The sequence below is a fragment of the Sodalis sp. RH22 genome (genome assembly GCF_047324165.1).
Taxonomy (GTDB): Bacteria; Pseudomonadota; Gammaproteobacteria; order Enterobacterales; family Enterobacteriaceae; genus Acerihabitans.
Window position 1 is genome coordinate 2,496,769 of the sequence record NZ_CP178731.1, and the last position, 18,823, is coordinate 2,515,591.

Genomic DNA, 18,823 nt, shown 5'->3' on the forward strand with positions numbered 1-18,823 from the left:
AGCAAAGCATGTGCCACAAATGTTTTGAAATAGAAATTTACCGTTGGACGCCCGCCGATACAGCAAAACCCGCCTCAGGCGCAGCATTGGCTCCGGCGACGCGCAAAAATACACCAGCGAGGCGCACTGTATTAGTGCGCTACGCCAGATTACGGTGCAGAAAGGGGAATATCGGCGCCGGGATGCTCAATCCCGGTGCGCGCTGCGCTTAAGCGCCCAGCATGCTTATCCGCGGCTACCCACGGGCGGCACATCCGTCGCACATCGTCAGCCGTGCCCCGCGCCGGCCACCCTGACGTCGGCGGCGAGCGCCCTGCCGGCCTGCTGCAGTTGATACATCTGGAAATAGCGGCCCCGCTGCGTTAACAACGCCTCGTGGGAGCCCCGCTCCACCGCTTCGCCACGGTGGAGCACCAGAATTTCGTCAGCCTCGACGATGGTGGATAAGCGGTGCGCGATAACCACCAGGGTGGTCTGGTGGCGGATAGCCGCCAACGCCCGCTGGATCGCCTGCTCGGTGCCGGAGTCGATATTGGCGGTGGCCTCGTCGAGGATCAGGATTTGCGGAGTGAGGACCAGAACCCTGGCCATGGCCAGCAGCTGTTTTTGCCCGACCGACAGGGTATTGCCCTGCTCGCCGAGGCCGGCGTGGATGCCGCCCGGCATGGATCTGACCAGTTCCGCCAGTTGCACCTGTTCCAGGGCATGCCAGGCCCTGGATTCGCTGATATCACGCCCCAGGGTAATATTGGTGAATACAGTGTCCGCCATGACCACCGGGTCCTGCTGGACGATGGCGACGCCTTGTCTGAGCACCCGGTGCGACAGGCTGGCGATGGGCCGGCCGTCGAGCAACAGCGCGCCCTCGCTGATGGGATAATAGCCCATCATTAAATTAGCCAGGGTGCTTTTACCGCTGCCGGTATGCCCCACCAGCGCGATAAAGCGCCGGGATGGCACCGACAGGGAAATATGCCGCAATACCGGCGTGGCATCGCGGTAGGAAAAGCTGAGGTCGCGAATATCAATACGTCCGCTGCTCAAGGGCCGGTCGTCGTCGCCGTACTGCTGCCGGTCGCCGTCCATCAGTTCAAAGATGCGCTCGCCCGCCACCACGGCCTGCTGCAGCATCGATTGCTGGGTGGTCAGTTCAATCAGCGGCTCATTTAAGCGGCCGAGATAATTGATAAAGGCATACAGTACCCCGACCCCGACGGTGCCCGCCGGGCTGAAGCTAAACAGCATCAGCAGCCCGCATAATACCAACGCCGACAGCAGGCTCAGGAGCGGGCGCAGCAAAAAGCCCTCAAGCCTCAGGGTCTGCATCCGCGCCAGGTAATGGGCGTGGCTGGCTTGCGCCAGCCGTTGGCCGAAACGCCCCTGCTGGCGAAACTGCTGGATGACGCTCATGCCGCTTATCGCTTCATTAAAGCCATTGTTGATATCCGCCAGATAGGCGCGCAGGCGACGCACGATCGGGGTGCTGAAATGCTGATACACCGTCATTACCAGCGCCACCACGGGGAAGATCACCATCGAAATGGCGGCCATGCGCCAGTCCAGCATAAACATCGCAATAAGCATGGCGCCCACCAGGGCGATACAGCGCAGCACCGTCGCCATCACCGTGACGTAAAGATCCTTGACCACCTCGGTATCATTGGTCACCCGCGAGATAAGCTGGCCCACCGGCTGGGTATCAAAGGCGCTCAGCGGCTGGCGCAGCGCGGCGTCCATTACCTCGGTGCGCAGTTGCTGCACCACGTCGAGCGCCGTTTGGTTGAACAGCAGTGCTTGGTAGTAGCGCAGGGACGCGGACACCATCTGCAGGGCGATATAACCCAGCGCCAGCCCGGTCACCAGCAGCGGCGGAAAGGTTTTCAGCGGTACGACCCGGTCGATAAAAAAGCTGATCACCACCGGGCCGGCGACTTCCGCGCCGGCCGCCAGCCACAGCATGACCACCGCCAGCGTCAGCGGTTTGCGGTAAGGCCGGCTGTAGGCCAGCAGCCGTTTCAGCGTCGGCCACAGGGTTTGCCATTTACGCATCGGCCGCCTCCTGCCCGTCCGGATCGGCGCTGAGCGCTGCTTCCAACTGCTGGTAGCGGAACATATCCCGATACCAGCCCTCTTCCTGCAGCAGATGCTGATGTTCGCCCCGCTGGGCAAGGGTGCCGTGGCGCAGCACGACGATTTCATCGGCCGCATTCAGCGCCGACAGCCGGTGGGCGGTAATGATCAGGGTACGTCCCTCGCCCCACTGCCTGAGATTGCGCAAGATGGTATGTTCGGTACGCCCGTCCACGGCGGAGAGCGCGTCGTCGAATATCAGGATTTCCGCCTCCAGCAGCAGGGCGCGGGCAATGGACAGACGCTGTTTTTGCCCGCCGGACAGCATCACGCCCCGCTCGCCCACTTCGGTTTCATAGCCCTGCGGCAGCCGCAGGATATCCTCATGCACGCAGGCAAGGGTCGCCGCCCGCTCGATTTGCTCCCGGGTGGCGTCCGGCCGGCCGAGGGCGATATTACGCGCCACGCTATCGGAAAATAAAAACGGCGTCTGGCTGACCACCGCCAGGCGGCTATGCCACTGATCAAGGGAGACATCGGCAAGGGACATACCGTGGAAACGGATCTCGCCCCGGGTCACGTCAAAATGCCGCTGCAGCAGCGATAACAGCGTGCTTTTACCGGCGCCGGTCGGGCCGCAGATACCCAGCACCCGTCCCGGCGCCAGCCGCAAATGGATATTATTCAATGTCGGCTGCGGCGTGTGCGGATAGCTGAAGCTGTCGACGTCAACCTCAAGGACGCCGCGTCCGGGGGGAAGCATTTCCTTACCGTCCCTGACCTGAGGAGCCTCGTCCAGCGTTTGGCGGATCCGGCTATAGGCGGCGCTGCCCCGCTCGACAATATTAAACATCCAGGCTAATGCCAGCATCGGCCAAATCATCAGGCCCAGATACATAATAAAGCTGGTTAACTGCCCAAGCGTCAGCAGATCGTTCATCACCATCCAACTGCCGCCCCCGATGGCCAGCAGGTTAGAAAAGCCGACGGTCAGGTAAATGGTGGGATCGAAACGCGCGTCAATGCGCGCCACGCGCATATTTTTTGCGCCGGCGTCGGCGGCCACCTGCACAAACCGCTCCGACTGGTATCCCTCCAGACCGAAGGCCTTGATCATGCGGATGCCGGTAAGGCTTTCCTGCGTTTGGTTATTGAGTGACGAAAACGCCGCCTGGGCGGTTTTAAACCGCCGGTGCAGCTCATCGCCATTGTGTTTAATCAGCAGCGCCATGACCGGCATCGGCAGCAGCGACAGCAGGGTAAGCTGCCAGCTTATCTGCACGCTCATCACCACCAGCACCGACAGGCCCATCACCAGCGAGTCCACCAGGGTCAGCACCCCTTCCCCGGCGGCGAATACCACCCGGTCCACGTCGTTGGTGGCGCGCGCCATCAGATCGCCGGTGCGGTGGCGCAGATAAAAACCCGGCAGTTGATGGCTGAGCAAATGATAAAAACGGGCGCGCAGCTCCACCGCCAGCTTATAAGAGGCGCCGAACAGCAGCACACGCCATACGTAGCGCAGCAGGTATACCAGCACGGCGGTAAACGCCATGACGCCCAGCCACATCATGATCATCCGCGTGGAGGCCCGATGCTCCGTCACGCCGTCCACGATAACCCCGACCAGTCTGGGCGGGATCAGTTGCAGTATGGCGATAATGATCAACAATAAGACCGACCCCAGATAACGTCGCCATTCGCGGCGAAAATACCAACCTAATTGTGCAAATAATCTCACGCAGTTTTATTCCAAACCTATTGAAAGTGACCCGCCGCAGCGAAAGATAAATTATAACGGCAATACGGTGGTATTTTTGATTTGTTCCATGGCAAAACTCGAGGTCACATCGATGAGGCCAGGCACGCCGTTCACCAGCCGCTTATAAAAGTTGTCGTAGCTCTTCATATCGCTCGCCACCACCTGCATCAGGTAATCATACTCGCCGGCCATGCGATAAAAGGCCAGCACTTCCGGCATTCCTTTAACCTGCGCCACAAAGGCCTGATACCAGTCGCTATTATGCTGCTGTGTTTTAATCAGCACAAAGGCGGTCAAGGCCAACCCCAGCTTTTCATTATCCAGCAGCGCCACCTTAGCGCGCACGATACCGGTTTCCTCGAGACGTTTAAGACGTTTCCAGCATGGTGTGGAGGTCAGGTTGACCGCATCCGCCAGCGTCTGAAGCGAAAGCGTACAGTCTTGCTGCAGCAATGAGAGTAACGTGCGGTCAGTTTTATCTAGCATAAGTATCTTTTGGAGAAAATATTTCTCTTATCACACGTTAATCGAGTGAAAAAGGCAACTTATTTTTTCTTCATCCCCGCTATGCTGTGAACCCCCCCTTCCGCATTAAGGATAATTATTATGACCGCGCCCTGGGTGAAACAGGCCATCAGCGAAATCCAGTCTGATTTCCAGCGCTCCGCCGATACGCATTTAATACGGTTTCAGCTGCCGGCGTTTCCGGGCATTTTTTTCTATCTGAAAGATGAAAGCACCCATCCCTCGGGCAGCCTAAAACATCGGCTGGCCCGCTCGCTGTTTTTATACGGCTTGTGCAACGGCTGGATAAAGCAGGGCACCACCATTATCGAGGCCTCGTCAGGCAGCACGGCGGTTTCGGAGGCCTATTTCGCCCGGCTGCTCGGCTTGCCTTTTATTGCCGTCATGCCGGAATGCACGGCTAAACGTAAAATTGAACAGATTACTTTTTACGGCGGCCGCTGCCATTTTGTCGGGCATAGCGCCATGATCTATGACGAAGCCAAAGCCCTGGCCCATGAGTTAAACGGCCATTATATGGATCAGTTTACCTACGCGGAGCGCGCCACCGACTGGCGCGGCAACAATAATATAGCGGAAAGCATTTTTCGCCAGATGGCGCAGGAGCCCTGCCCGGAACCCGATTATATTGTTATGAGCGCCGGCACCGGCGGCACGTCGGCCACCCTCGGGCGCTATATTCGCTACCAGGGTCATAACACCCGGCTGGTGGTGGTCGATCCGGAGAATTCCGTCTTTGCTGAATATTTTCATCACCGGGACGCCGCGCTCACCGCAAGCATAGCCAGCCGGATCGAAGGCATCGGCCGGCCGCGCGTGGAGCCGTCGTTTATTGCCGATGTGATTGATGAAATGATCCAGGTACCCGACGCCGCCACCATCGCCACCCTTTACTGGCTCGAGCCTATCCTCGGCCGCCGGGTGGGGGCGTCCACCGGTACCAATATGTGGGGCGCGCTGCAACTGGCCGTCAGGATGCGCGCCGAAGGAAGGCAAGGCGCCATCGTTACGATATTGTGCGACGGCGGGGAACGCTACCATGACACCTATTATCAGATGGAGTGGGTACGTGAACATATCGGCGACCTGAGTCCCTGGCAGGATACATTGACGGCCCTCTAAGTGCGGGAAAGATGCCAAATGGCCACGGAGGCGTTACCATAAGGGCCGTGGCTCCTTAAATTGAGTAATACAATGACACAAGCGGTGGTGGTTTTTAGCGGCGGGCAGGATTCAACCACCTGCCTGATCCAGGCCTTAACGCACTATGACGAGGTGCACTGCGTTACGTTTGATTACGGCCAGCGGCACCGGGCTGAAATCGACATAGCGCGCGCCCTGGCGCTCAAGCTGGGCGCCCGCGCGCACAAAGTCATCGACGCCGGTTTGTTAAATGATCTGGCGGTCAGCAGCCTGACCCGGGAGAATATTCCGGTGCCCGCGTTTGACCCTGGCGCCGGCGGCGACGCCTTGCCCAGCACCTTTGTGCCGGGCCGTAATATTTTGTTCCTCACCCTGGCGGCCATTTATGCCTATCAGGTGGGGGCGCAAACGGTCATTACCGGCGTGTGTGAAACGGATTTTTCCGGTTATCCCGACTGCCGCGATGAGTTCGTCAAGGCGCTGAACAATGCCGTCATCCTGGGCATGGCCCGCGACATTCGCTTCGCCACCCCGCTGATGTGGCTGAATAAAGCCGAAACCTGGGCGCTGGCCGATTATTACCGGCAATTGGATTTGGTGCGTCAGGAAACGCTGACCTGCTATAACGGCATCAAAGGGGATGGTTGCGGCACCTGCGCGGCGTGCCATCTGCGCGCCAAGGGCCTGGCCGACTATCAGCAGCATCGGGAAAGGGTCATGGCGGCGATGAAAGCCAAAACGTCGCTGCCATAATCATGCTACCCGCGCGCCCAGTCTTTGCCGTCGTTAGCGGCTGTGGCGCCATGGTGCGGGAACAAGGTGAGGTGGGCAGACTGATGGATTGAAGACAGGCGTTGGTATCAGAGGGTATATCTTCCCCTCTGATTCACAAATAACGTTATGTTATGACCGCAGTTAACTCGACGGCCCGGTCAAATGGCCTCTGGCTATTTTTTCTTTGATTTTTTTTTAGTGTTGGCATTCAGTAACGCGCGCAGCTTTTTTACTTCACCGGTGGTAAAAGGCTGCTCGGTAAGTTCTTCGGTATGTTGATTATCAACATCGGCGGCGACATGCTCTTTGTGTGCCGCGTTTTTAGCGTGGCGCTTTGCCTCGACCCCGCCTTCAACGTCATCCTCAATCGTGCCGTCCAGGCTGCGCTCTAGCCTTGCGCTGATTTCCGCACTCATGGAAACGCTTTTACTCGCGGCCAAGGACTTCAATTTTTCCTTTAGCTCGAGAGGCAATTTAATCGTTAAATTAGCTGTCTCACTCATAGTGCTTTCCTATTGATAGAAGAGTCACTAACTTAGGAAAGATACGGCCCGATGTCCACACTGTCATAAAAATTTAATATTGGCGCATCGCCTGTGGCCGGGGGTCGGCGCTGGAAAACATTTTCCCCTGGCGCTGAAACCCGGCCGGCATGTCAGTATTGATCCCCTGTTTTATTCCACGATGATTAACTCTTTGATTTGCGAGAACGTGGATGGGCCGATGCCTTTGACTTCTTTCAACTGGTCGGTATGGGTAAAGGGTCCCTTAGCCTCGCGGTAGTCGATAATGGCCTGCGCCTTTTTAGGCCCGATGCCTTTCAGCGCGCTCACCATGTCCTCAGCCGACGCGGTATTGATATTGATTTTTTCATCGCCGAAGTCATCCGTTTGGGTGCTTTTATCTTCGGTATCCGACGCCGTTTGCGTCGCGTCCTGGCCTGCGGCCGGTTCGGCGGCGTCTTCTTTGGCCGCTTCGCCGGATACGGGCGGCGTGGTCGCCGCTGCGGACAGGGTGGTGGCCGCGCTGTCGCCCTCACTGCCGCTGTCGCTGGTGTCGCCGTGCTCCGTGGCGCCGATGACCTTGATGATGCCGTCGCTAGCACCGCCGCCGTCCGCCGGAACCTTAGCGGCTTTTTCCCCTGCGCCGTCATGGCTGACGACAACGGCATCGCCGGATTTATCCCCGTCCGCCACCGAACACCAGGCGATGCCCGAAAGGGCGAACAGGCTGGTCAGTAACACCAGGCTCAGAGTACGTTTCATTGGAGTTTTCATAACATGACGTCCTTGTGATTGCTTGCCTTGGGTCGTGGATAACCACACGTTATGCCGTGAGATACCGGCACGGCAGGCAGGTTGCCTTAAGGGTATTACCACGGCAACCAGGGAAATTGAACCATGCAAAAGGCCGCGAAAGCGGCCTTTGGTCATTACACTATGTTCAGTATTTTTATGAGCGTTATTGCATTTGCGCGCCGGTGCCCATCTTGATCTTGGCTTCGGTACGCAGGTTATTGAGCAGCGCGTCGAACGTCACGCCGGTCATGCCCTGGCTAAGCTGGCTGACCACCTGGCCGCGCTGCTGCTCATCAAGCTGGCGCGGCGCGACCTTATCGAGCGCCACCAGGACGATATTGCCCTGTTCATCCTCCGACATGCCGTAGGAGGAGGCGTTCGGCTGGGGATGCGGCAACGTGAAGATAGCCTGGGTCAAACGATCGTTCTGCCGCGTCGAGTCAAAGGTTTTCACCTCGCCGAAGCTCAGGCCGGCGGCTTTCATCGCCTCGGCGCCCTTACCCTGCTTGAGCGCCGCCAGAATTTTTTCGGCGTCGATGCGGGCCTGTTGCAGCGCCTTTTGGCGTTTCACCTGGTTTTCCACCTGGGCGCGCACCGCGTCCAGAGGCTTGGTGCTTTCCGGTTTATGCTCGGCCAGGCGCAGGACGAAAGCCCGGTCGCCGTCGACGGTGATTACATCGGAATTGTTGCCGGGAGCGCCGTTGACGCCCAGCAGCGAACCGCCGAAAAGCACCTGTTTCACGGCATCGGCGTTCAACGCTTCCGGTACGCTGTCGCGGGTAAACCAGTCGGTCTGCACCGCCTTGACGCCCGCGGCCGTTTCGGCCGACGCCAGGGATTCGTTATCGTTGCTGGCCGCGTCGCTGACCTTTTGCTGCAAGGCGTAATACGCGTCGATGGCTTTTTCCTGTTTCACTTTCGCCGCTACGCCGTCGTGCACCTCGGCCAGCGGCTTCACCTGCTCCGGCTGGATATCGGTCAGTTTCGCCACCAGGAAGCCCACCGAGGAGGTGATCACGCCGGACAATTGGCCCTTATCGGTCAGGTTGGCCTGTTTGAGCTCGTCCACCGTGGCGTCAGCGTCCATCCAGCCGATATCACCGCCGTTTTTCGCGGAAATAATGTCGGTGGAGCGTTGTTTGGCCAGGGCGGCGAAATCGGCGCCTTTTTGCAGTTGCGCCAGGATAGCCTGGGCGTCGGCATCGGTTTTGCTCTGGATTATGGCGTAACGTTTACGCGCCGGCTGTGAGAACTGGTCTTTATGCTGGTCGTAGTAGGCCTGGATTTCCGGTTCGCTCACCGTGGTTTTCGCCTGCATCGAGGCGGCATCCAGGGCGATATAGGACACTTTGAACGACTCGGGCTGGACATAGGTGTTTTTATTCAGGTTATAGTGGTTCTGGATCTCTTCCGGGGAAGCGGTTTGCCCGGCGAGCAGCGCGTTGATATCAAGCGTCGCCAGGCGCGCCTGACGCTCCTGGATGGCCAGCGCCATCAGCCGGTTGGTCTCTTCCGGCAGCAGGAAACCGGTGCCGCCGAGCCCCTGGATCAACTGCTGCGTCAATAGCTGCTTGCGCATCAGCTGCGCATACTGATCCGGCGTCAATCCCATGCTGGCGATGATTGAGCGGTATTTTTCATTGTCGAAATTGTTGTTGGTGCGAAACGCCGGGATGGCGAAAATCGCCTCCTTGACCTGTTGATCGCTAACGGCAAGCCCCAGGGTTTGCGCATATTGGTCCAGCAGGGTCTCATCAATCAGCTGCGACAGCACCTGGCGGCGCATCTGGAGCATGTAGCCTTCGTTGGCGGCCAGGGCCGAGAAACTGTCCCCCAGCGACTCCTGCTGGCGGTTGCGCTCGTTTTGCACCGCCTGTTCCAGCTGGGCACGGCTGATTTGCTGGCCGTTCACCTTCGCGGCGTAATCCCCGCCGCCGCCAATCAGATAGTTGCCTACCCCGGTCAGCACGAATGAAATGGCGACAATGGCCAGAATAATTTTGAGCACGACGTGATTGGCGGCCGCGCGTAAATTGTCCATCATAGTGTGACAACACTCCGCTGTAATATGAATGAAACCTTTGCGCCGGCAGTAAGATCCGCCTTCATGCCGTAGCTCCGAGAGCTGCTGCGCGCTAAAGCTATTCCTCTGACAACCGAAATGCGCAACTGTCAGGGAAAAATAAAAACAAAAAAGGCACATCAAAAAAGATGCGCCTTGTATTCTACCCTACCCGTTCCCCTGCGTCAGGTAATAGTTTGACGCGAAAAACAGCGGTGCAACAATCAGTTGACAGCGTCTTTCAATCCTTTGCCGGCACGGAAACCGGGTACTTTGGCAGCCGGGATACTTATTTCTTTACCGGTTTGAGGATTACGGCCGGTACGGGCGGCACGCGCTCGCACCGTAAAGGTGCCGAAACCCACCAGCGCAACATCATCTCCCTGTTGCAGCGTTTCGGTAACGGAACCAATAATGGCATCCAATGCACGTCCGGCAGCCGCTTTGGAAATATCAGCACCTGCGGCAATCTTGTCGATCAGTTGTGACTTATTCACTCTTTCATCCCCTCTTGAATTCTCTCGTCGCGGCGGAATTTTCCTTAAACGCGACAGCGCAGCTGTTATATCAAGCCTGTTATAGCATGGCAAGCCAAAGCCGGATACCGACCAGAGCCGCCAGCTACCTAACTTAACGGTACAAAAAAAGGCTGGCAAGTGGGATTTCACCTGCCAGCCCGTTTTTTAGCGGTATATGTTACTTTACGCGCTTATTTTGCCGCCGCGGTGGCGATTTCCATGCCAAAAGGCGCATTCTGCAAGGCCAGGGTCAAGACCTCGTCAATCCGTTGCACGGGGTGGATATCCATATCGTTGATCACATTTGCCGGCATATCTTCCAGATCGCGTTTATTCTCGTAAGGGATTAACACGGTCTTGATGCCGCCGCGATGCGCCGCCAGCAGTTTTTCCTTCAATCCGCCGATCGGCAATACCAGCCCGCGCAGGGTGATTTCGCCGGTCATGGCCACATTGGCTTTCACCGGATTGCCGGTCAGGCAGGACACCAGGGCGGTACACATGGCGATACCGGCGCTGGGGCCGTCTTTCGGCGTTGCGCCTTCCGGCACATGGACATGAATATCGCGTTTCTCGTAGAAATCGTTATTAATGCCCAGCTTATCCGCCCTTGAGCGCACCACGGTCAGCGCCGCCTGGATGGATTCCTGCATCACTTCGCCAAGCGATCCGGTATAGGTTAATTTCCCCTTTCCCGGCACGCACGCGGTTTCTATGGTCAGCAGTTCGCCGCCCACTTCGGTCCAGGCCAGGCCGGTAACCTGCCCCACCCGATTCTCGCCCTCGGCGCGGCCGTAGTCGAAGCGTTGGACGCCCAGGTAATCCTTAAGGTTGTCGCCGTCGATATGGATATGCTTGACGCTTTTATCCATTAACAGCGTCTTAACCGCTTTACGGCATAACTTGGAGATTTCACGTTCCAGGTTACGCACGCCCGCTTCACGGGTGTAATAACGGATAATGCCCACCAGGGCGCTGTCGTCGATGGTTAATTCGCCTGCCTTCAACGCGTTGCGATCGAGCTGTTTTTGCAGCAGGTGTTCGCGGGCGATATTCAGCTTTTCATCTTCGGTATAGCCTGACAGCCGGATCACTTCCATACGATCGAGCAGCGGCGCCGGGATATTCATCGAGTTGGACGTCGCGACGAACATCACATCGGAGAGATCGTAATCCACTTCCAGATAGTGATCGTTGAACGCCACGTTTTGCTCGGGATCCAGCACCTCCAGCAGGGCGGAAGCCGGATCGCCGCGCATATCCGACGACATCTTGTCGATTTCGTCGAGCAGGAACAGCGGATTTTTTACGCCGACCTTGGACATTTTCTGGATAAGCTTACCCGGCATGGAGCCTATATAGGTGCGACGGTGACCGCGAATTTCCGCTTCATCGCGCACGCCGCCCAATGCCATGCGCACGTACTCGCGCCCGGTGGCCTTGGCAATCGACTGTCCGAGCGAGGTCTTACCCACCCCCGGCGGTCCTACTAGGCACAGGATCGGCCCTTTTATCTTGCTGACCCGGCTTTGCACCGCCAAATATTCGAGAATGCGGTCCTTGACCCGTTCAAGGCCATAATGATCCTTATCCAGCACTTCTTGTGCCTTGACCAGATCTTTCTTGACCTTGGTGCGGGTATGCCAGGGCACCGACAGCATCCAGTCGATATAACCGCGCACCACCGTGGCCTCGGCGGACATCGGCGACATCATTTTCAATTTTTGCAGTTCGGCTTCGGTTTTTTCCCGCGCCTCTTTCGGCATTTTTGCCGCTTCAATCTTGCGTTTCAGCGCTTCGTTTTCATCCGGCGCGTCGTCCATTTCGCCCAGCTCTTTCTGGATGGCTTTCATTTGCTCATTCAGATAGTACTCGCGCTGGCTTTTTTCCATCTGTTTCTTGACGCGATTGCGGATACGTTTTTCGACCTGCAGGAGATCGATTTCCGATTCCATCATCGCCATCAGGTATTCCAGCCGCTCGGTAACGTCCGCCATTTCCAGCACCGACTGCTTGTCGCTTAATTTGAGCGGCATATGGGCGGCGATGGTATCGGCCAGGCGCGCGGCATCATCGATGCTGTTCAACGATGTCAGCACCTCGGGCGGAATTTTTTTATTCAGCTTGATATAGCCTTCAAACTGATTAATCGCGGTGCGCACCAGGACTTCCTGTTCGCGCTCATCGATTTCGGGCGTGGCAAAATATTCAGCCTGGGCGGCAAAATGCTCGCCGCTATCGGACAAAGTGGTTATGCGGGCGCGCTGCAACCCCTCGACCAGTACTTTAACCGTACCGTCGGGTAGCTTCAGCATCTGGAGAATCGAAGAGACGGTCCCGACTGAAAAGAGATCGTTGATACCCGGTTCATCCGTAGAGGCTTCCTTCTGCGCCACCAGCATGATTTTTTTGTCGCTATCCATGGCTGCTTCAAGGCACCGAATCGATTTCTCCCGCCCGACAAACAACGGGATGACCATATGCGGATAGACCACCACATCGCGCAGAGGCAATACGGGGATTTCTATGCGTTCGGAACGCTCAGCATTCATAGAGCTCTCTCTTAGTTTAGCTTCCGCCAGGTTTAGGGGATTCGCAAAACTCGGCCGTTGCCAGTTTCAACAAATAGGTAATTGAGTATATGGGGGCGAATCTTTTACATTCAACAGCCGGGATAACGGAAAAACAAATGGGGGACGGAATCCCCCACTTTTTTACTTTTTGCCGAATATCATCATTCAACTGATGGATTATTCACCGGACGCCTGCTGGGTTTCATGTTTACCATAAATCAGCAAGGGTTCCGACTGGCCTTCAATTACCGCTTCGTCGATCACCACTTTCTCGACGCTGTCCTGCGAAGGCAGTTCATACATCGTTTCAAGCAGCGCGCCTTCCACTATGGAACGCAGGCCGCGGGCGCCGGTTTTGCGCGCCATGGCTTTCCTGGCGATAGCCGTTAGGGCTTCGTCGCGGAATTCCAGCTCCACGCCTTCCAGATTGAACAACGCCTGGTATTGCTTGGTCAGCGCGTTCTTCGGCTCTTTCAGGATTTGAATCAGCGCGTCCTCGCTCAGTTCATTCAGCGTGGCCAGCACCGGCAGACGGCCGATAAATTCAGGAATCAAACCGAATTTAATCAGATCTTCCGGCTCGACCTTCGTCAACAACTGGCCTTCGGACGCCTTCTGGGCGCTGCCTTTAACCGTGGCGCTAAAACCAATGCCGCGCCCGGTATCCACACGCTGCTCAATCACCTTGTCCAGGCCGGCGAACGCGCCGCCGCAGATAAACAGGATCTTGGACGTGTCCACCTGCAGGAATTCCTGCTGCGGATGCTTGCGTCCGCCCTGGGGCGGAACGGCGGCGATGGTGCCTTCGATCAGTTTCAGCAGCGCCTGTTGCACGCCCTCGCCGGACACATCGCGCGTAATCGACGGATTGTCCGATTTGCGTGAGATCTTATCGATTTCATCAATATAGACGATACCGCGCTGCGCCTTCTGCACATCGTAATCGCATTTTTGCAGCAGTTTCTGGATGATGTTTTCCACGTCCTCGCCGACATAACCCGCTTCGGTCAGGGTGGTGGCATCCGCCATGGTAAAGGGCACATCCAGGAAGCGCGCCAGCGTCTCCGCCAGCAGCGTTTTACCGCTGCCGGTGGGGCCTATCAGCAGGATATTGCTCTTGCCGAGCTCAATGCCATTAGTGGTATCACCGTTACGCAGGCGTTTGTAGTGGTTGTACACCGCCACCGCCAACACTTTTTTGGCTTTTTCCTGGCCGATAACGTAATCGTCCAGGTGATGGCGAATTTCATGGGGCGTCGGCAGAGCGCTGCGTTCGCGATGCGGAGCCACCTCTTTGATCTCTTCGCGAATAATGTCATTGCATAAATCGACACATTCGTCGCAGATATACACTGACGGCCCTGCGATCAGCTTACGCACCTCATGCTGGCTTTTACCGCAGAAAGAGCAATACAGCAGCTTTCCTGAACCGTCTTTGCGCTTATCTGTCATCAGTAAACCTCTTTCTCTAGTCTTTGTCCCGCAGGCCAACCACGGCGGCAACGCGACTGCTTAACGTAAAACCGGCGTTTGAGTGGTGTTAGTCTACTCGAATGACTCAATACTGTAACTATAGTCTATCGGTATTCAGAATTACGCCGTCAAATCGCGTTTGCTTAATATGGAATCAACCAAACCGTAGTCTACCGCCTCTTCGGCGGAGAGGAAACGATCGCGTTCCGTATCTTTTTCTATCGACTCAAGAGAGCGGCCGGTATGTTTGGCCATCAGTTCGTTCATGCGCGCCTTGACCTTGAGGATCTCCCGGGCATGAATCTCGATATCCGTGGCCTGGCCCTGGAAACCGCCCAACGGCTGATGGATCATCACCCGCGAGTTCGGCATGCAGAAACGTTTGCCCTTGGCGCCAGCGGTCAGCAAAAACGCGCCCATGGACGCGGCCTGTCCCATACAGAACGTGCTGACGTCCGGTTTGATAAACTGCATGGTGTCGTAAATCGACATGCCGGCGGTAATCACGCCGCCCGGTGAATTGATATACAGATAAATGTCTTTTTCCGGGTTTTCCGCTTCCAGGAACAGCATCTGCGCCACGATCAGATTGGCCATATGATCTTCAACCTGGCCGGTCATGAAAATGATGCGTTCTTTCAGCAGGCGGGAAAAGATATCGTATGAACGCTCACCGCGTGAAGTCTGCTCAACCACCATCGGCACCAGGGCCATATGGGGTGCTTGTTGTTCTATTTCGCCACTGTATGACATTATCGTCTCCTAGATAAAATTCGCTCGGCGTCTTTATATTTTCCGATTCTACTTGAGATGAAGCGCGATCGCCATGCTCAAGCCGTCGGGCCGCCTTGGTGTCGGACGGATGTAATCAGCCAGGGACGTATCATTGTCTGGGCTTTATAATCCCATCTATATAGCTAATTGGGGTATGAAACGTCCCTTTTCAAGCGCCCGCCGCATTTTCTTTAACGGTTTTCGTTATTGTCTTGCCGGCGCGGCGCGGCGCCAATCCAGTTTTAGCATCGCATCCTCTTTTAATATAGCGTTAATTACTGAAAGTTATCATCGTGAAGCACAAACCAACAAAAAGCCCGCCATCGGTTGATGGCGGGCTTTTAATGACAAACACATCGACCGGCCGGGAATACGTTGGGCCGGTCGTTTATCAGGCCGCGGTCGGCTGATTCATCAGTTCGGTGAACGTGGTGGGTTTTTCAACCACTTTGGCCTTGGCCAGCAGGGCTTCAACCGCCTGTTCTTCCAAAGCGACGTTACGCATATTATTCATCATTTCCTGATTTTTTGCGTAAAACTCAATCACTTCGCGCGGGTCTTCATAAGCGGAGGCCATTTCCTCTATCAGGGTTTTCACCCGTGAATCGTCCGCCTTCAGCTCATTGGTCTGGATAACCTCGCCCAACAGCAAGCCTACGCGCACGCGGCGTTTCGCCTGTTCTTCAAACAATTCGCGCGGCAGCTCCAGCGCCTGCTTTTCATTACCGCCGAAGCGCTGTGCCGCCTGGCGGCGCAGCACGTCGATTTCGCCGTCGATAAGCTTGGCCGGCACATCGATTTCGTTAGCGTTGATCAGGCCGTCGATCACCTGGTTCTTCACGCGGTTGCGCACGGCGTTTTTCAGTTCGCGTTCCATGTTCTTACGCACTTCCGCGCGCAGGCCTTCGATGGAACCGTCGGCCACGCCGAAACGTTTAATAAACTCTTCGGTCAGTTCAGGCAGCTCGCGCACTTCGACTTTTTTCAACACTATCGAGAATTTGGCCGCTTTGCCTTTCAGATTTTCCGCGTGGTAATCTTCCGGGAAATTGACGTCGATATCAAAAGACTCGCCGGCTTTATGGCCGACAACGCCCTCTTCAAAGCCGGGAATCATGCGGCCCTGTCCCATTGCCAGGACAAAATCGCTGGCCTTGCCGCCGTCGAATTCTTCACCGTCGATGGTACCGGAGAAATCAACGGTGACGCGATCTTCCGCTGTCGCGGCGGCATCGCTTTCTTTCCAGTCCGCCTGCTGCTTGCGCAGGGTTTCCAGCATCTGGTCGACGTCGGCGTCGTTAACTTCCACGATCGGCTTTTCGACTTCAATGGCGTCCAGGCCTTTCAGCTCCACTTCCGGATAGACTTCAAACTCTACGCTGAAGGTGAAATCTTCGCCGGCCTTGTACTCGCCGGGTATATAGCTGGGCGCGCCAACCGGATTGATCTTTTCCTGGATAATGGCGTCGACGAAGTTGCGCTGCATAACATCGCCGAGTACGTCCTGACGTACCGACATGCCGTAACGCTGCGCAACGATGTTCATGGGGACTTTACCTTTACGGAAGCCGTCGATGCGAACTTTCTTGGCGACATTCACCAATTCGCTTTTTACCGCTTGCTCTATGCTGTCGGCGGCAACGGTAATTGTTACACGACGCCCCAGGCCTTCAGTGGTCTCAACAGAAACTTGCATCTTGTTACCTCAAAAAATCACAGTGCTCGGTCAACGCCAGAAGCCGTTTTCAAAGAAGCGGTCATCCAGGTCCACTGACGTGAAAATGGCCTCTGAGAACCGGGAGGTCTGAGTGAACAGATACCTGTTCCCCGTCGTCGTCAGAAGCATCCCGAATACATTCCGGAAATATAAGACGCGGCATTATAGCGGCATAGAGTTTATGAGTCGAGAACAGTGCGAAAATTGCCGCATACAGAGCGCCATGGCGCACAGAATTCAAAAAAACCGGACGCCGCGGTATGCCAGGCCCGCCGACACCGCAGCGAATCACGGCGTGTTTAAGGGAGAGCATGCCGATGGGGTCGAATCGGGCGTGGTGTTCCCGCCCGACCGAGCGCCCCATGGCGCGGTATGCCCGCCAACACCGTTCCTAAAGCAGACGTGTTCAAGGGAGACCGTGCCAATGGGGTCGAATCGGGCGTGGTGTTCCCGCCCGACCGAGCGCCCCATGGCGCGGTATGCCCGCCAACACCGCGCTCAAAGCAGACGTGTTAAGGGAGACCGTGCCAATGGGGTCGAATCGGGCGTGTTATCCCGCCCGACCGAGCGCCCCACGGCATGCCAGGCCCGCCAACACCGCAGCGAATCACGGCGTGTTTGAGGGAGAGCATGCCGATGGGGTCGAATCGGGCGTGGTGTTCCCGCCCGACCGAGCGCCCCATGGCGCGGTATGCCCGCCAACACCGTTCCTAAAGCAGACGTGTTCAAGGGAGACCGTGCCAATGGGGTCGAATCGGGCGTGGTGTTCCCGCCCGACCGAGTGCCCCACGGCATGCCAGGCCCGCCGACACCGCAGCGAATCACGGCGTGTTTGAGGGAGAGGATGCCCGCCAACGGCAGACGCAAATAAAAGGTAATCAGTTCAGGCGATAAGCCGGGCGCCGCGGCACGGCGGCGATGCGGGAACCGCGTTCTGCAGGCTGGTCCACTCTTTCAGGGTATAGGCATGCAGCGCAAGCGCGTGAACCGGACCGGCCAGTTCTTCCGCCAACACGGCGTACAGGGAACGATGGCGCGTTAAAATGCGCTCGCCCGTGAAGTTTTCGCTCACCACGATCACTTTAAAATGGCTTTCCGCACCCGCCGGCACATTATGCCGGTAGCTCTCGTCCACGACTTCCAGGAAGATCGGATCAAACGCCGCCCTTATTTTTGCTTCAATCTGCTCGCGAAACATTTCATTCTCCTTACTGCGTAGGCCGCGTGCCCTGCACTGTCAATTAAACTTTAGCTGACTTTTTATTAACTCATAGCACTATTATCATAAATTTTTGTCTTAAAAAGCCGAAACTTCAGCCTGGTTTAACAGTATATGGAGTGACGAAACGGTTAAAAAGACATTTTTTTGCCGAGCCCCCGCCACAGCGGGAAGATCTGACCATGACGCAATTTAGCGTGATTCAGATCTTCCCCCGGCCAGCGGCGATGATATGATGAGAGCAATATCTCTCACCCCTAATGCATCTTAATGATTGAGAAGGCGATTATGCTTAAAAAATTGTTTTTCCCCTTATTGGCCGCGCTGTTGCTCGCCGGCTGCGCCGGCAAGAGCAACACCCTCGACATCACGCCTAAAATCGAGTTGCCGCAACAGGATCCGATGATTCGCGGCGCCACCGTCAGCGTCAACGGCGCCGATCAGCGCACCGACCAGGCGCTAGCCAAGGTGAACCGCGACGGCGAACTGGTCGTCCTCACCCCGTCGCGCGACCTGCGCTTCCTGCTGCAGGAAGTGCTGGAAAAACAGATGACCGCCCGCGGCTATATGGTTGGACCGAACGGCGGCGTCGACCTGCAAATTATCGTCAACAAACTGTATGCGGATGTATCCCAAGGCAATGTGCGCTATAACATCACCACCAGCGCGGATATCTCGATAATTGCCCAGGCGAAAAACGGCAATAAACAGATAAAACATTACCAGTCCACCTACAATGTCCAGGGCGCGTTTGTCGCCAGCAATCAAAAAATCACCAATGCGGTGAACAGCGTGCTGGGGGATGTCATCAGCGATATGGCGCAGGACACCAGTATCACCAACTTTATTAAACAAAACGCCCAGTAATTTTTGCCTTATCCTGCCCGCGTTCAGGCGGGCAGCCGCCGGTCCCGC

15 protein-coding genes are annotated in these 18,823 nt (G+C 56.5%); 3 read left to right on the top strand and 12 right to left on the bottom strand.

Going from position 1 to position 18,823, the window contains the following annotated elements; genetic code table 11:
* Window positions 1-267: 267 nt before the first annotated feature.
* The 3 genes from ACL2XN_RS11495 to ACL2XN_RS11505 are packed head-to-tail and all read right to left on the bottom strand — an operon-like array spanning window position 268 to window position 4,318.
* Window positions 268-2,049, bottom strand: a complete 1,782-nt coding sequence (locus tag ACL2XN_RS11495) for a SmdB family multidrug efflux ABC transporter permease/ATP-binding protein (protein ID WP_413730861.1) — start codon at window positions 2,047-2,049, stop codon at window positions 268-270.
* On the bottom strand, window positions 2,042-3,811 hold the full coding sequence (locus tag ACL2XN_RS11500; protein ID WP_413722262.1) for a SmdA family multidrug ABC transporter permease/ATP-binding protein: 1,770 nt from the start codon (window positions 3,809-3,811) through the stop codon (window positions 2,042-2,044). Before ACL2XN_RS11500 ends, ACL2XN_RS11495 begins: the two co-directional genes overlap by 8 nt.
* A 51-nt stretch (window positions 3,812-3,862) precedes the next feature.
* Window positions 3,863-4,318: an Lrp/AsnC family transcriptional regulator gene (locus ACL2XN_RS11505; RefSeq protein ID WP_413722261.1), complete on the bottom strand. Its 456-nt coding sequence runs from the start codon at window positions 4,316-4,318 to the stop codon at window positions 3,863-3,865.
* 120 nt (window positions 4,319-4,438) lie between these two features.
* Between ACL2XN_RS11505 and ACL2XN_RS11510 the strand changes: the two genes are divergently transcribed.
* Window positions 4,439-5,479 (top strand): PLP-dependent cysteine synthase family protein, encoded by a 1,041-nt coding sequence (locus ACL2XN_RS11510; protein WP_410016180.1) that lies wholly within the window; start codon window positions 4,439-4,441, stop codon window positions 5,477-5,479.
* 72 nt (window positions 5,480-5,551) lie between these two features.
* Window positions 5,552-6,253, top strand: a complete 702-nt coding sequence (gene queC / locus ACL2XN_RS11515; protein ID WP_410016181.1) for a 7-cyano-7-deazaguanine synthase QueC — start codon at window positions 5,552-5,554, stop codon at window positions 6,251-6,253.
* 194 nt (window positions 6,254-6,447) lie between these two features.
* Here queC and ACL2XN_RS11520 read toward each other — a convergent pair whose 3' ends face one another.
* The 9 genes from ACL2XN_RS11520 to bolA all read right to left on the bottom strand — a co-directional run bounded on the left by ACL2XN_RS11520 (window position 6,448) and on the right by bolA (window position 17,887).
* Entirely contained in the window at window positions 6,448-6,777 is a 330-nt protein-coding gene (locus ACL2XN_RS11520) for an Arc family DNA-binding protein (RefSeq protein ID WP_413722260.1), read from the bottom strand.
* Between the two features lie 171 nt (window positions 6,778-6,948).
* A complete protein-coding gene (locus ACL2XN_RS11525) occupies window positions 6,949-7,539 on the bottom strand; it encodes a ComEA family DNA-binding protein (RefSeq protein WP_413722259.1) in 591 nt (196 codons plus the stop codon).
* 196 nt (window positions 7,540-7,735) lie between these two features.
* Window positions 7,736-9,616, bottom strand: coding sequence for a peptidylprolyl isomerase (gene ppiD / locus ACL2XN_RS11530; protein ID WP_410016184.1), 1,881 nt, complete (start codon window positions 9,614-9,616; stop codon window positions 7,736-7,738).
* Window positions 9,617-9,858: 242 nt separating this feature from the next.
* On the bottom strand, window positions 9,859-10,131 hold the full coding sequence (hupB, locus tag ACL2XN_RS11535; RefSeq protein ID WP_162367713.1) for a nucleoid-associated protein HU-beta: 273 nt from the start codon (window positions 10,129-10,131) through the stop codon (window positions 9,859-9,861).
* A 212-nt stretch (window positions 10,132-10,343) separates the two neighbouring features.
* On the bottom strand, window positions 10,344-12,704 hold the full coding sequence (gene lon, locus ACL2XN_RS11540; RefSeq protein WP_410016185.1) for an endopeptidase La: 2,361 nt from the start codon (window positions 12,702-12,704) through the stop codon (window positions 10,344-10,346).
* Between the two features lie 198 nt (window positions 12,705-12,902).
* Entirely contained in the window at window positions 12,903-14,177 is a 1,275-nt protein-coding gene (gene clpX / locus ACL2XN_RS11545; RefSeq protein WP_410016186.1) for an ATP-dependent protease ATP-binding subunit ClpX, read from the bottom strand.
* 141 nt (window positions 14,178-14,318) lie between these two features.
* Window positions 14,319-14,951 (bottom strand): ATP-dependent Clp endopeptidase proteolytic subunit ClpP, encoded by a 633-nt coding sequence (gene clpP, locus ACL2XN_RS11550; protein WP_413722258.1) that lies wholly within the window; start codon window positions 14,949-14,951, stop codon window positions 14,319-14,321.
* Window positions 14,952-15,363: 412 nt separating this feature from the next.
* Complete coding sequence (tig, locus tag ACL2XN_RS11555) at window positions 15,364-16,668, bottom strand: trigger factor (RefSeq protein ID WP_410016188.1); 1,305 nt, start codon at window positions 16,666-16,668, stop codon at window positions 15,364-15,366.
* A 904-nt stretch (window positions 16,669-17,572) separates the two neighbouring features.
* Window positions 17,573-17,887 carry a transcriptional regulator BolA gene (bolA, locus tag ACL2XN_RS11560; protein ID WP_413727072.1) on the bottom strand — a complete coding sequence of 105 codons (315 nt, stop codon included), beginning with the start codon at window positions 17,885-17,887 and terminating at the stop codon, window positions 17,573-17,575.
* Between the two features lie 309 nt (window positions 17,888-18,196).
* Between bolA and ACL2XN_RS11565 the strand changes: the two genes are divergently transcribed.
* Window positions 18,197-18,775, top strand: coding sequence for a lipoprotein (locus tag ACL2XN_RS11565; protein WP_410016190.1), 579 nt, complete (start codon window positions 18,197-18,199; stop codon window positions 18,773-18,775).
* Window positions 18,776-18,823 lie beyond the last annotated feature (48 nt).

Coding starts and splice junctions, on each gene's coding strand:
- ACL2XN_RS11495 (WP_413730861.1), bottom strand. CDS start 2,049: ATGCGTAAATGGCAAACCCTGTGGCCGACGCTGAAACGGCTGCTGGCC.
- ACL2XN_RS11505 (WP_413722261.1), bottom strand. CDS start 4,318: ATGCTAGATAAAACTGACCGCACGTTACTCTCATTGCTGCAGCAAGAC.
- ACL2XN_RS11510 (WP_410016180.1), top strand. CDS start 4,439: ATGACCGCGCCCTGGGTGAAACAGGCCATCAGCGAAATCCAGTCTGAT.
- queC (WP_410016181.1), top strand. CDS start 5,552: ATGACACAAGCGGTGGTGGTTTTTAGCGGCGGGCAGGATTCAACCACC.
- ACL2XN_RS11520 (WP_413722260.1), bottom strand. CDS start 6,777: ATGAGTGAGACAGCTAATTTAACGATTAAATTGCCTCTCGAGCTAAAG.
- ACL2XN_RS11525 (WP_413722259.1), bottom strand. CDS start 7,539: ATGAAACGTACTCTGAGCCTGGTGTTACTGACCAGCCTGTTCGCCCTT.
- ppiD (WP_410016184.1), bottom strand. CDS start 9,616: ATGATGGACAATTTACGCGCGGCCGCCAATCACGTCGTGCTCAAAATT.
- lon (WP_410016185.1), bottom strand. CDS start 12,704: ATGAATGCTGAGCGTTCCGAACGCATAGAAATCCCCGTATTGCCTCTG.
- clpX (WP_410016186.1), bottom strand. CDS start 14,177: ATGACAGATAAGCGCAAAGACGGTTCAGGAAAGCTGCTGTATTGCTCT.
- clpP (WP_413722258.1), bottom strand. CDS start 14,951: ATGTCATACAGTGGCGAAATAGAACAACAAGCACCCCATATGGCCCTG.
- tig (WP_410016188.1), bottom strand. CDS start 16,668: ATGCAAGTTTCTGTTGAGACCACTGAAGGCCTGGGGCGTCGTGTAACA.
- bolA (WP_413727072.1), bottom strand. CDS start 17,887: ATGTTTCGCGAGCAGATTGAAGCAAAAATAAGGGCGGCGTTTGATCCG.
- ACL2XN_RS11565 (WP_410016190.1), top strand. CDS start 18,197: ATGCTTAAAAAATTGTTTTTCCCCTTATTGGCCGCGCTGTTGCTCGCC.